This is a genomic window from Rhizobium sp. 01T437 (assembly GCF_056398505.1).
Map to the genome: position 1 here is coordinate 157,338 of NZ_JBFTPM010000013.1, position 12,663 is coordinate 170,000.

The window sequence follows — 12,663 nt, forward strand, 5'->3', positions numbered from 1 at the left end:
CCGCCCGGAGGTGAGCATGTCATTGCGCCAAACAACTCATGATCCACGCGTGCAGGCCTTCATCCTGCTCGTCCCGGCTCTGGCCATCTACGCGATCTTCGCGCTCTACCCGATGCTGAACGTGGTTATTATCAGCTTCCAGAAGTGGAACGGGCTCGATCCGCAACGGCCCTTCGTCGGCCTCGCGAATTATACGGCGATCTTCACGCGCGATCCGGTCTTCTGGGTCGCTTTTCGGAATACCGTGATCTGGACGCTGATGAGCCTGGTCTTCCCGCCGCTGGTCGGGCTGCTCTTGGCGCTCAGCCTCAACCAGAAGATTTTTGGCCGCAACAGCCTGCGCGCCATCTTCTACCTGCCCGTCATCATTGCGCCGATCGCCGTCGCCACCATGTGGAAGTGGATGTACGATCCCTTCTTCGGCCTGTTCAGCCAGATGCTGACCTCCTGGGGCATGCAGACCTGGATCAAGGACTGGCTCGGCAACAAGGATATCGCGCTTTATTCCGTCTTCATCGCCTATCTCTGGCAGACCGTCGGCTTCTCGATGGTGCTCTTCCTGGCAGGCCTCCAGAACGTCTCGCAGACGCTGGTGGAAGCCGCCCGCATCGATGGCGCCGGTCGCTGGGCCGTCTTCAAGCATGTTACGCTGCCGGCCTTGCGACCCACCATCACCATCGTTCTGGTTCTCTCCATCATCTCGTCGCTGAAGGCCTTCGACATCGTCTATGGCCTGACTGGCGGCGGTCCCGCCCAGTCGACCCAGATGCTGGCACTCTGGGCCTTCACCCAGGCCATGCAGATCTTCGATTTCGGCCGTGGTGCGGCGATCTCGGTGGTGCTGCTTTTGATCACCATGGCGATCGTCATCCCCTATCTGCGCTGGACGCAAAAGCATGAGGAGGTCGAATCGTGACAGTTCTCGGAGCGCAAGCCGATGATCTCGACATCGATACCAAGCCCCTTCGCCTGAAGCGCGATCCCATCCTAATCGGCTTGTGGATCGCCCTCGTCCTTGTCGCGCTGATCTGGGTAGCACCCTTCGTCTTCATCGTCTTCACCTCGCTGAAGACGCCGGCCGCGGTCACCAGCACCGGCGCCTTCATGCCGCCGACCGAACTCGCCTTTCAAAACTACGCCGACGCCTGGAGCCGCGGCAATTTCGCCAGTTCCTTCTTCAACAGCGTCATCATCACCGTCATCAAGGTGCCGCTCGGCCTCGCTCTGTCGGCAATGGCCGCCTACGCGCTTGCCAAGATCAAGCTTAAGATCAGCAAGGCGCTCCTGCTGCTCGTCGTTTTCGGCACGATGATCCCCTTCCAGGTGATGCTCGCACCGCTCTTCACGCTGGTGAATTCCTTCGGATTGATCGACACCTATCCGGGCGTCATCCTGCCCTATATCGCCTTCGGCGTTCCCTATCAGGTCTTCATCCTGCACGGCTTCTTCAAGGGCATTCCGAAGGAGCTGTCGGAAGCGGCCCTCATCGATGGCGCGACGCATTTCACCATTTTCCGGCGGATCTTCCTGCCCGTCTGCCTGCCGGTTCTCGCCGCCTTGCTGATCCTCGACTTCGTCTCCACCTGGAACGAATTCGCCATGGCGCTTGTCCTTTTGCAGGACCAGCACATGTGGACCCTGCCGCTCGGCCTCATGTCGTTCCAGGGTCAGTTTTCCAGCAATTACGGCCAGCTCAACGCCGCGATCGTCATGACCGTGCTACCGGCGACGATCGTCTATCTCATGTTCCAGCGCTACTTCGTGTCCGGACTGACCTCCGGGGCCGTCAAGGGCTGATACCGAAATCTTGTTTACGAGGAGAGACAGAATGTCCGATGCAGCAGTCGAAAAATGGGGCGTGTTCGAAGCGGCCTTTGCCGGCCCGTCCGAAGGCAATCCCTATCTCGACGTGGCATTCGATGCCGTGTTCACGCACAAGAGCCGCGAGGTCCGCGTGCCGGGCTTTTATGACGGCAACGGCACCTATCGTATCCGCTTCATGCCCGACGTCGAGGGCGAATGGTCCTTCAAGACGCGCTCAAAGACGTCGGCACTCGGCGGCAAGACGGGTTCGTTTACAGCAGCCGCGCCGTCGAAAGGCAATCATGGGCCGGTGCGCGTGCGCAACAAGTTCCATTTCGGCTATGCCGACGGCACGCCCTTCTTCTCCTTCGGCACGACCTGCTATGCCTGGACGCATCAGCCGCTGGAGATGCAGAACCAGACACTGGAGACGCTGAAGAAAACCCGCTTCAACAAGATCCGCATGGGCGTCTTCCCGAAGGACTATCCTTATAACGTCAACGAGCCCCTGCATGCCTGCTTCGAAAAAGGCGCTGACGGCAGGGAGGATTTCGACCGGCCGAACCCTGCCCTCTTCCAACATTTCGACCGGCAGGTGGCAGCCCTTTGCGCGCTCGGCATCGAGGCCGATATCATCATCTTTCACCCCTATGACCGCTGGGGCTATGCCGACATGTCGGCCGAGCAGGATTTCCGCTATGTCGCCTATCTCGCGGCGCGGCTTTCTGCTTACCGGAATGTCTGGTGGTCGCTTGCCAATGAATATGACTTCCTGATCGATACCAAGCCGATGGAGCAGTGGGACCGCTACTTCCATATCCTGGAAGAAAACGATCCCTACCAGCACCTGCGCTCGATCCATAATGGCGACGTGACGGCGAATTTCGATCATCGCAAGCCCTGGGTCACCCATACCTGCATCCAGAACCCCGACGTCAAGCGCACGCAGGAATGGCGCAACGCCTATGGCAAGCCGGTCGTCAACGACGAGCCGGAATATGAGGGCGACATCCTGCAGTCCTGGGGCAATCTTTCGGCGCAGGAACTGGTTCATCGCTACTGGATCACCATGGCGCGCGGCGGTTATGCCGGCCACGGCGAGACCTATTCGCATCCCGAGGACCTGATCTGGTGGGCCAAGGGCGGTGAGTTGCGTGGCGAGGCCTGGAAGCGCATCGGCTTCCTGCGCGATCTGCTCGAAGCGGATGTGAAGCACGGGTTGGAGCCGCTCGGCGTCATCGGCGAATGGCCCTGGTCGCGCGTCTCGGGCGCACGGGACGGTGACGGTGATTTCCGGCTGATCTATCTCGGCGAGCACCAGCCCGTCATCTGGTCATCAGGCCTGCCGCTCGACGACGACAATTACGATGTCGATGTCATCGACACCTGGGAGATGACGATCACGCCGGCCGAGAAGGTCGCCGCACCCGTCCCGCATCCGACCCGTCACGGCGCGATCGTGCGCGGCGGCAAGCCTGATGCTGCTTTCGGCGTCAAACTGCCGCGCAAGCCGCATCAGGCGCTGCGCGTGCGCAGGAAGCGCTAAGGATAGAAGGAGCCCCCATGTCCGGATTGAGCATCAACAAAGTCAAGAAATCCTTCGGTTCGGTCGACATCATCCACGGCATCGATGTCGAGATTGCCGATGGCGAGTTCGTCATCCTCGTCGGCCCGTCCGGCTGCGGCAAGTCCACGCTCTTGCGCATGATCGCCGGTCTTGAGGAGATCAGCGCCGGCAAGATCAGTATCGACGGGCGCGTCGTCAACAATCTGCAGCCGAAGGACCGTGATATCGCCATGGTCTTTCAGAACTACGCGCTCTATCCGCAGATGACGGTCGCCCAGAACATGGGTTTTGCCCTGGAACTGGCCGGCGCCAAGCGGCCGGAGATCGACAGGAAGGTGGCGGAAGCCGCCGCGATCCTCGGTCTGCAGCCGCTGCTGGAACGCAAGCCAGCGCAGCTTTCGGGCGGCCAGCGCCAGCGCGTCGCCATGGGCCGTGCCATCGTTCGCGATCCGAAGGTCTTCCTCTTCGACGAGCCGCTGTCGAACCTCGACGCGAAGCTGCGCGTCAAGATGCGGGCGGAGATCAAGGCGCTGCATCAGCGCCTGAAGACGACGATCGTCTATGTCACGCATGACCAGATCGAGGCCATGACCATGGCCGACAAGATCGTCGTGCTGCAGGGCGGCCACGTCGAACAGATCGGCAGCCCGCTCGAACTCTACGACCGGCCGCGCAATATCTTCGTCGCCGGTTTCCTCGGCTCACCGGCAATGAATTTCCTCGAGGGCACGCTTGAGAATTCCGGTAGCCCGAGCCTCGCTCTTCCCGGCGGCGCGCGCGTCAAACTCTTGCAAGCGCCAGAGAATTCGGCGGGCAAGTCGCTGACGCTCGGCATCCGACCGGAGGATATTTCGCTTGGTGGCGATGAGGGCGGCGTCGAAGCGATCGTGAAGGTCATCGAGCCGACCGGTTCGGAAACCCATGTCGCCGTCGAGGTCGAGGGAAAGGAACTCACCTGGGTTGTGCGCGAGCGTGTGAACCTTACACCCGAACAGCGGATCAAGCTGTCCTTTGCGACCCCGAAGGTGCATTTCTTCGACCGACAGACACAGAACCGGCTCGACGCTTGAGACGGGCAATAGATAGATCGATGAACCGGGCGGCCTGACACCGCCCGGCTCTTTCTCTACGGTGGTGGTCCGCCTAGGTCAGGTCACCGTGCTGAGCGTTCGCGCAATCGCGTTGCGCCAGCCGACAATTCTCGCCTGCCTGTCTACGTCAGTCATATCGGGCTCAAAGCTACGGTCGCTCGTCCAGGCGCGTGCGAACTCCTTCCGGTCCGGCCAGACACCGGCCTTCGATCCGGCAAGCCAGGCTGCACCGAGCGCTGTCGTCTCCAAGGTCGCCGCCCGGTCGACGGGACTTGAGAGAATGTTGGCGAGATGCTGCATGGTCCATTCGGAGGCCGACATGCCGCCATCGACGCGCAGGACCGTTTCGATCGGATGGTCGCCCCAATCGCTGCGCATCGCCACCAGCAGGTCGAGCGTCTGGTAGGCGACCGATTCCAGGACGGCGCGCGCCAGTTCCGCCGGGCCGCTGTTGCGCGTCAGGCCGAAAATCGCGCCCCGCGCCTCCGGATCCCAGTAGGGAGCGCCGAGGCCGGTGAAGGCGGGCACCACATAGACCCTTTGCTGTGGATCGGCTCTGTCAGCCAGAGCACCGGTTTCCGATGCCTTCCCGATAATGCCGAGACCGTCACGCAGCCACTGCACGGCAGCACCGGCAATGAAGATCGACCCTTCCAGCGCGTAAGTGGTCTTGCCGTTCAAACGGTAGGCGATGGTGGTGAGCAGCCGGCTCTTCGAGTGCACGCGATCGTCACCGGTATTCAGGAGCGCAAAACAGCCGGTGCCGTAGGTCGATTTCACCATGCCCGGTTCGAAACAGGCATTGCCGATTGTCGCCGCCTGCTGGTCGCCAGCAACCCCGAGGATCGGGATCGCCGCGCCGAAGATATCAGGATCGACCGTGCCAAAATCATCGGCACTGTCCTTGACCTCGGGCAAAAGCGCCCGCGGGATGCGCAGGATCTCGAGAAGCTCGTCGTCCCAACGGTTCTCGGCGATATTGTAAAGCAGGGTTCGCGAGGCGTTGGTCGCATCGGTGACATGCGTCCGCCCGCCGGTCAGCTTGTAGATGATCCAGCTGTCGATGGTACCGAAACAGACTTCTCCGACTTCGGCACGGGCACGCAGCCCCTCGACATTGTCGAGCAGCCAGCGCAGCTTCGTGCCGGAAAAATAGGGATCGAGAAGCAGGCCGGTCTTGGCGGTGAAGAGCTTTTCATAGCCATCGACTTTCAGCCGGTCGCACATTTCCGCCGTGCGCCGGTCCTGCCAGACGATTGCCTTGTGGAGCGGCCGGCCGGTGGCTTTTTCCCAGACGACGGTCGTTTCCCGCTGATTGGTGATGCCGATGGCAGCAATTGCGCCAGGGGCTGCGCCACTCTTTGCCAGGGCATCACGGGCCGTCGAAAGCACCGTGTCCCAGATTTCGTTCGCATCGTGCTCCACCCAGCCGGTCTGCGGGAAATGTTGGGTGATCTCCGTCTGAGCCGACGATGCGATCCGCATCTGAGGGTCGAAAACTATGGCTCGTGACGATGTCGTGCCCTGGTCGATGGCAAGGATATGGCCGCTCATGACATCTGTTTCCTGCGCAGCAGCCATCGTTCCGCCGGAACGGCAGCTCTGCCCCCGTTATTATTATGGAGAATCAAGGAATGGCCGGGCGCCACAGCGCCCGGCCGGTTTGACGCCTACTTCTTGGCGTCGGCCCAGCTCTTGACGAGATCGTCATAATTGACGGTGATGGGCTTTTCCTTCTCGTTCTCGACCTTCAGCTGCGGCGCAAGGTTGCCCTTTTTCACCGCGTCCGCGTTCCAATAGGCGAGATCATGCTCCTCGGCGAGTTTCGGGCCGATATCGCCCTGTACCTTGGCGCGTTCCAGGCGCTGCAGCACCTTTTCCTGTTCGCCGCACAGCGAGTCCATTGCTTCCTGCGCGGTCTTTGCGCCGGAAGCAGCGTCGCCGATCGCCTGCCACCACAGCTGCGCGAGCTTCGGATAGTCAGGAACGTTGGTGCCTGTCGGAGACCACTGAACACGAGCCGGCGAGCGGTAGAACTCGATCAGGCCACCGAGCTTCGGCGCACGTTCCGTGAAGCTCTTGTCGCGAATGGTGGATTCGCGGATGAAGGTGAGGCCGACATGGCTCTTCTTCACGTCCACGGTCTTCGAGGTGACGAACTGCGCATAGAGCCATGCGGCCTTGGCGCGGTCGTCAGGCGTCGACTTCATCAGCGTCCAGGAGCCGACGTCCTGATAGCCGAGCTTCATGCCATCCTTCCAGTAGACGCCGTGCGGGCTCGGAGCCATGCGCCACTTCGGTGTGCCGTCATCGTTCATGACCGGCAGGCCGGGCTTGACCATGTCGGCGGTGAAGGCCGTGTACCAGAAGATCTGCTGGGCGACCGCACCCTGCGCCGGCACCGGGCCGGATTCGGAGAAGGTCATACCGCCTGCCTCCGGCGGAGCGTAGGCCTTGATCCAATCGAGATATTTCGCGATCGAATAGACGGAAGCCGGACCGTTGGTATCGCCGCCGCGTGCAACGCACGAGCCGACCGGACGCGAATTCTCGTCAACCTTGATCCCCCATTCATCGACCGGAAGGCCGTTTGGCAGGCCCTTGTCGCCATTGCCGGCCATCGACAGCCAGGCATCGGTGAAGCGCCAGCCGAGCGACGGGTCCTTCTTGCCATAGTCCATATGTCCGAAGACCTTCTTGCCGTTCACATCACGACCGGTGAAGAATTCGGCAATGTCCTCATAGGCAGACCAGTTGACGGGAACGCCGAGGTCGTAGCCGTATTTCGCCTTGAAGTCAGCCTTGTTCTTTTCGTCGTTGAACCAGTCGTAGCGGAACCAGTAGAGGTTTGCGAACTGCTGGTCGGGAAGCTGATAGAGCTTTTTGTCCGGCGCGGTCGTGAATTTGGTGCCGATGAAGTCGTCGAGATCGAGGCCAGGATTGGTGACATCCTTGCCTTCTTTGGCCATCCAGTCAGTCAGGCTGCGGGCCTGCTGGTACCGCCAATGGGTGCCGATGAGGTCGCTATCGTTGACATAGGCGTCATAGATGTTTTCGCCCGACTGCATCTGCGTCTGCAGCTTTTCGACCACGTCGCCTTCGCCGATCAGGTCATGGGTGACCTTGATGCCGGTGATCGCGGTGAAGGCGGGCGCCAGCACCTTCGATTCATATTCATGCGTCGTCAGCGTTTCGGAGACGACCTTGATATCCATGCCGGCGAAGGGTTTGCCGGCATCGACGAACCACTGCATTTCCTTTTCCTGGTCAGCGCGGGAAAGCGTCGAGAGATCGCCGACCTCCTTGTCGAGGAATGTCTTGGCCTCATCCATGCCGGCATAGGCCGATGCGGTCATTGCCAGCAGTAAGCCTGCTGTCGTCGTCAGTAAGTGCTTTCGCATAATATCCTCCCAGGGTTTGCGATTGCAGGTCTCACGTCTCAGGCGGCCAAGTACCCCCGGCCATCCGTATCACCTTGGCATCATACGTAGCGGAACACGCCGATCGCATAGATCACGGAGATGCCAAGAGCCCACCACAGGTCGGGTCCGATGAGACCCAGCCATGCAAGATGAATGAATGCTGCGCCAAGCAGCGAAATGAAGAGCCGGTCGCCGCGCGTCGTCTCGAAGCGCAGCAGGCCGACACGCGGCGAGCCGCCCGGCGAAAAATATTCCCAGACGCTCATGGCAATCAGCAACGCCAGGATCGTCAGGAAGAAGAGCGCCGTCGGCAGCGTCCAGGCCATCCAGGAAAAGGTCATGTCCGGTCCTCCTCAGACGCGGCCCAGGGCAAAGCCCTTGGCGATGTAGTTGCGGACGAAATAGATGACGAGGGCGCCGGGAATTATGGTCAGCACGCCGGCTGCTGCCAGCACGCCCCAGTCCATGCCGGAGGCCGAGACAGTGCGCGTCATGATCGCCGAGATCGGCTTTGCCGCCGTCGTCGTCAGCGTGCGGGCGAGCAAGAGCTCGACCCAGGAGAACATGAAGCAGAAGAAGGCCGCGACACCCACCCCGCTCGCAATCAGCGGAATGAAGATCTTCACGAAGAAGCGCGGGAAGGAATAGCCATCGATATAGGCCGTCTCGTCGATCTCCTTCGGCACGCCGGACATGAAACCTTCGAGGATCCAGACCGCCAGCGGCACGTTGAACAGGCAGTGGGCGAGTGCGACGGCAATATGCGTGTCGATCAGGCCGAAAGCCGAATAGAGCTGGAAGAAGGGCAGCGCGAAGACCGCCGGCGGCGCCATGCGGTTGGTCAAAAGCCAGAAGAACAGGTGCTTGTCGCCGAGGAAGCGATAGCGCGAGAAGGCGTAAGCCGCCGGCAGCGCTGCGGCGACCGAGATCACCGTGTTCATCACCACGTAGATGATCGAGTTGATATAGCCGTTGTACCAGGATGGATCGGTGAAGATGACCGCATAGTTGCGCAGCGTCGGGTTCGTCGGCCACAACGAGAAGGCGCCGGTGATCTCGGCATTCTCCTTGAAGCTCATATTGACGAGCCAGTAGATCGGCAGGATCAGGAAGACGATATAGATTGTCGGAACGAGCCAGGAAAGGCTGCCTGCAGGTTTGTATTTGCTGGTCATGTCTGCGCCCTCCTTCAGCCGTTCGCGTCGCCGCTGGTCATCACGGTGTAGAACACCCAGGAGAGCAGCAGGATGATGAGGAAGTAGATGATCGACATTGCCGCCGCCGGGCCAAGGTCGAACTGGCCGACCGCCATCTTCACCAGATCGATGGAGAGGAAGGTCGTCGAGTTGCCGGGGCCGCCGCCGGTGACGACGAAGGGTTCGGTATAGATCATGAAACTGTCCATGAAGCGCAACAGCACGGCAATCAGAAGCACGCGCTTCATCTTCGGCAGCTGGATGTAGCGGAAGACGGACCAGCGCGAGGCGCCGTCGATCTTGGCCGCCTGATAATAGGCATCAGGGATCGAAACGAGGCCGGCATAGCAGAGCAGCACGACGAGGCTCGTCCAGTGCCAGACGTCCATGATGATGACTGTCACCCAGGCATCGACCGGATCGCGCACATAGTTGTAGTCGAGGCCGATCGCTTCCAGCGTATGGCCGAGCAGGCCGATATCGACACGGCCGAAAACCTGCCAGATCGTGCCGACGACATTCCACGGAATGAGCAGCGGCAGCGCCATCAAGACGAGGCAGACAGGAACGCCCGGCCCCGATTTCGGCATGTTGAGCGCGATGAAGATGCCGAGCGGAATCTGCAGCGCCAGAATGATGAAGGAGAAGAGCAGGTTGCGCTGCAATGCTTCCCAGAAACGGTCGGAATGCAGGGTCTGGACGAACCAGTCGGTGCCGGCCCAGAAGAACTCGTTGTTGCCGAACGTATCCTGCACCGAATAGTTGACGACGGTCATCAGCGGGATGACGGCCGAAAACGCCACGAGCAGCAGCACCGGCAGGACCAGAAACCAGGCTTTGTTGTTCCACGTCTTCTGCATGGCTCAGGCCTCCCTGCCGACGCGCCAGCTGTCGGCGTAAATGCTGATGGCTGACGGATCGAAGCTGACGCGGGCGTCATCAGGGATTTCGCCATCCTCAGGCACGACGATTGCAATCGGCTGGCCGGCGAAACGGGCGCGCACGATCTTCTGGCGGCCGATATCCTCGACCTTGCTCACCGAGACAGGCATGCCCTCGCGTCCGAGCCGGATGAATTCCGGCCGGATGCCGAGCTCGGTCTTGGCCGCGCCCTCGGTCTTCGGCGCATAGTCGAGCATCAGCGTCTCGTCGCCGACCCTGACGGTGCTGCCGTCGATCTTTGCCGGCATGACGTTCATGCCGGGCGAGCCGATGAAGTAACCGACGAAGGTGTGGCTTGGCCGCTCGAAGAGTTCGGCCGGCGTGCCGATCTGGACGATCTGGCCATCATACATGACCACCACCTTCTCGGCGAAGGTCAAAGCCTCGGTCTGGTCATGGGTGACATAGACCATGGTGAAGCCGAACTGCTTGTGCAGCCGCTTCAGCTGCGAACGCAGCACCCATTTCATATGCGGGTCGATGACGGTCAGCGGCTCGTCGAAGAGGATGGCGTTGACGTCGTTGCGCACAAGCCCGCGCCCGAGCGAGATCTTCTGTTTCTGGTCGGCGGTCAGGCCCTGCGCCTTGCGCCTCGCCCAGCCGGCAAGGTCGATCATCTCGAGAATGTCGCGCACGCGCCGGTCGACATCTGCCTCAGCCACGCCGCGATTGCGCAGCGGAAAGGCGAGATTGTCGTAAACCGTCATCGTGTCGTAGATGACCGGAAACTGGAAGACCTGCGCGATATTGCGGCTTTGGGTCGAAAGGTCTGTGACATCCTTGCCGTCGAACAGGATGCGGCCATGCGACGGCTGCAGAAGACCGGAGATGATGTTGAGCAGCGTGGTCTTGCCGCAGCCGGAGGGGCCTAGAAGCGCATAGGCGCCGCCGTCGTTCCACTCGTGGTCGACTTCCTTCAGCGAATAATCCTTGTCGCTCTTCGGATTGGCGCCGTAAGCGTGGCGGATATGGTCGAGCGTGATGCGTGCCATTGTGCTCTCCTATACCTTTCCAACCGTGGCGATGGCCTGCCCGTCGGCGCCGAAGGCCATCAGGTGGCGCATGTCGAGAAAGGCTTCGATTTCCATGTCGGGATCGATGTCGTGAATGCCGTGTGCCAGCATCACCCAGCGCACGCCGTCATAGTCCAGGTGTACAAAGCTCTCCGAACCGGTGATTTCCGACACCAGCGTGCGCGCCTTGAGGCGGGCTGCATCGCCGGTCTGCGGCGCGAGCCCGAGGTGGTGCGGATGGAACGCGATGGTGACAGGTCCATCAGGCACGGTGGAAAGATGGGCCGGAACCGGAAGTGTGCCCCCGCCTGGGCGCACAAAGACATGACCTGATTTGGTGACCTCGATGGCGTTCAGCGGCGGATCGGCGAAGATGCCGGCGGTGGCCAGATCGACCGGTCGCCGATAGACATCGATCGTCGGCCCGAACTGCGTGATCCGGCCGGCGTTCAGTGTCGCCGTATTGCCGCCGAGCAGCAGCGCTTCGGAAGGTTCGGTGGTGGCGTAAACGAAGATCGCGCCCGACTGGGCGAAGATCTTCGGCAGTTCCTCGCGCAATTCCTCGCGCAGCTTGTAATCGAGATTGGCGAGCGGCTCATCCATCAGCACGAGGCTCGCATTCTTGACAAGAGCGCGAGCAAGCGCGGTGCGCTGCTGCTGGCCGCCAGAGAGATTGAGCGGCGTGCGGTCGAGATAGGGCGTCAGTTTCAGAAGTTCGGCTGCCTTGCGCACGTCGCGGTCGATCGCAGCCGCATCCTTGCCGGAAATGCGCATCGGCGAGGCGATGTTCTCATAGACGGTCAGCGCCGGATAGTTGATGAACTGCTGGTAGACCATGGCGACTTTGCGCTTCTGCACCGGCATGCCGGTGACATCGGCGCCGTCGAAATGCACGGAGCCTTCGGTCGGCCGATCAAGCCCCGCCATCAGCCGCATCAGCGACGTCTTGCCCGACAAGGTCGGCCCCAGCAGGACATTCAGCGTGCCCCGCTCGAGAACCAGATCGGTCGGATAGATATGATAGTCCGCGCCCACCATCTTGGCGGCGTTTCGCAGCTCCAGCATTCCGATTCCCGTGCCTCCTCGCAACGGGGACCACACGCCACCTTATCCGGCCATCTGTGCCGGTATGGCAGCCATGTACTCCTCCAGTGATCTCACCTGCTCCTTCGAAAGACGCAGGCCATCCTTTGTTCTTCGCCAGAGCACGTCTTGCGCCTGCCTGGCCCATTCATTTTCGATCAGGTAGCGAACCTCGGCCTCGTAGAGATCGGATCCGAACAGCCTGCCGAGATCGTCGATCTTCTGGGCATTGCCGAGAAGCGTGGCAGCCTTCGTGCCATAGCGACGGACAAGCCGGCGGGCATGCGGCTCGGTCAGGAACGGATAGCGCGCCTTGAGCCTGCTGACCTCACCCTCGTAGCCCTGCACCGGAAAGTCGCCGCCCGGCAGGTGGCTGCCTGCCGTCCACGGCCTGCCCTTGATCCCGATCGCCTCGCCGATCTTTTCGAGCGCATGTTCCGACAGCCGCCGATAGGTGGTGAGCTTGCCGCCGAAGACATTGAGAAGCGGTGCCTCGCCCTGCTTGCCCTCGACCTTCAAGACATAGTCACGCGTGGCTTCCTGCGC

12 protein-coding genes are annotated in these 12,663 nt (G+C 61.2%); 4 read left to right on the top strand and 8 right to left on the bottom strand.

Annotated elements, in window-relative coordinates:
- Window positions 1–16 precede the first annotated feature (16 nt).
- From AC1DM5_RS25010 to AC1DM5_RS25025, 4 genes are read left to right on the top strand one after another with little or no spacing between them, the layout of a single operon-like run.
- On the top strand, window positions 17–916 hold the full coding sequence (locus AC1DM5_RS25010) for a carbohydrate ABC transporter permease (protein WP_477820460.1): 900 nt from the start codon (window positions 17–19) through the stop codon (window positions 914–916).
- Window positions 913–1,797 (top strand): carbohydrate ABC transporter permease, encoded by an 885-nt coding sequence (locus tag AC1DM5_RS25015; RefSeq protein WP_477820459.1) that lies wholly within the window; start codon window positions 913–915, stop codon window positions 1,795–1,797. Before AC1DM5_RS25010 ends, AC1DM5_RS25015 begins: the two co-directional genes overlap by 4 nt.
- 31 nt (window positions 1,798–1,828) lie before the next feature.
- Complete coding sequence (locus tag AC1DM5_RS25020) at window positions 1,829–3,349, top strand: DUF5060 domain-containing protein (protein WP_477820458.1); 1,521 nt, start codon at window positions 1,829–1,831, stop codon at window positions 3,347–3,349.
- 17 nt (window positions 3,350–3,366) lie between these two features.
- Window positions 3,367–4,440, top strand: a complete 1,074-nt coding sequence (locus AC1DM5_RS25025) for an ABC transporter ATP-binding protein (RefSeq protein WP_477820457.1) — start codon at window positions 3,367–3,369, stop codon at window positions 4,438–4,440.
- A 78-nt stretch (window positions 4,441–4,518) separates the two neighbouring features.
- Here the strand turns inward: AC1DM5_RS25025 and glpK are convergent, their stop codons facing one another.
- From glpK to AC1DM5_RS25065, 8 genes are all read right to left on the bottom strand, one after another.
- Window positions 4,519–6,015 (bottom strand): glycerol kinase GlpK, encoded by a 1,497-nt coding sequence (gene glpK, locus AC1DM5_RS25030; RefSeq protein WP_477820456.1) that lies wholly within the window; start codon window positions 6,013–6,015, stop codon window positions 4,519–4,521.
- Window positions 6,016–6,131: 116 nt separating this feature from the next.
- Window positions 6,132–7,862, bottom strand: coding sequence for an ABC transporter substrate-binding protein (locus AC1DM5_RS25035; RefSeq protein WP_477820455.1), 1,731 nt, complete (start codon window positions 7,860–7,862; stop codon window positions 6,132–6,134).
- An 80-nt stretch (window positions 7,863–7,942) separates the two neighbouring features.
- Window positions 7,943–8,224, bottom strand: coding sequence for a DUF2160 domain-containing protein (locus AC1DM5_RS25040; protein WP_477820454.1), 282 nt, complete (start codon window positions 8,222–8,224; stop codon window positions 7,943–7,945).
- A 12-nt stretch (window positions 8,225–8,236) separates the two neighbouring features.
- A complete protein-coding gene (locus AC1DM5_RS25045) occupies window positions 8,237–9,058 on the bottom strand; it encodes a carbohydrate ABC transporter permease (RefSeq protein ID WP_477820453.1) in 822 nt (273 codons plus the stop codon).
- 14 nt (window positions 9,059–9,072) lie between these two features.
- Window positions 9,073–9,939, bottom strand: a complete 867-nt coding sequence (locus tag AC1DM5_RS25050) for a carbohydrate ABC transporter permease (protein WP_007812230.1) — start codon at window positions 9,937–9,939, stop codon at window positions 9,073–9,075.
- Window positions 9,940–9,942: 3 nt separating this feature from the next.
- The gene (locus tag AC1DM5_RS25055) at window positions 9,943–11,013 is read right to left on the bottom strand and encodes an ABC transporter ATP-binding protein (protein WP_477820452.1); all 1,071 of its coding nucleotides are present in this window, start codon (window positions 11,011–11,013) and stop codon (window positions 9,943–9,945) included.
- A 9-nt stretch (window positions 11,014–11,022) separates the two neighbouring features.
- The gene (locus tag AC1DM5_RS25060; RefSeq protein WP_477820451.1) at window positions 11,023–12,099 is read right to left on the bottom strand and encodes an ABC transporter ATP-binding protein; all 1,077 of its coding nucleotides are present in this window, start codon (window positions 12,097–12,099) and stop codon (window positions 11,023–11,025) included.
- A 42-nt stretch (window positions 12,100–12,141) separates the two neighbouring features.
- Window positions 12,142–12,663 (bottom strand): glycerol-3-phosphate dehydrogenase C-terminal domain-containing protein (locus AC1DM5_RS25065; protein WP_477975916.1); only part of this gene is annotated, 522 nt, incomplete at its 5' end.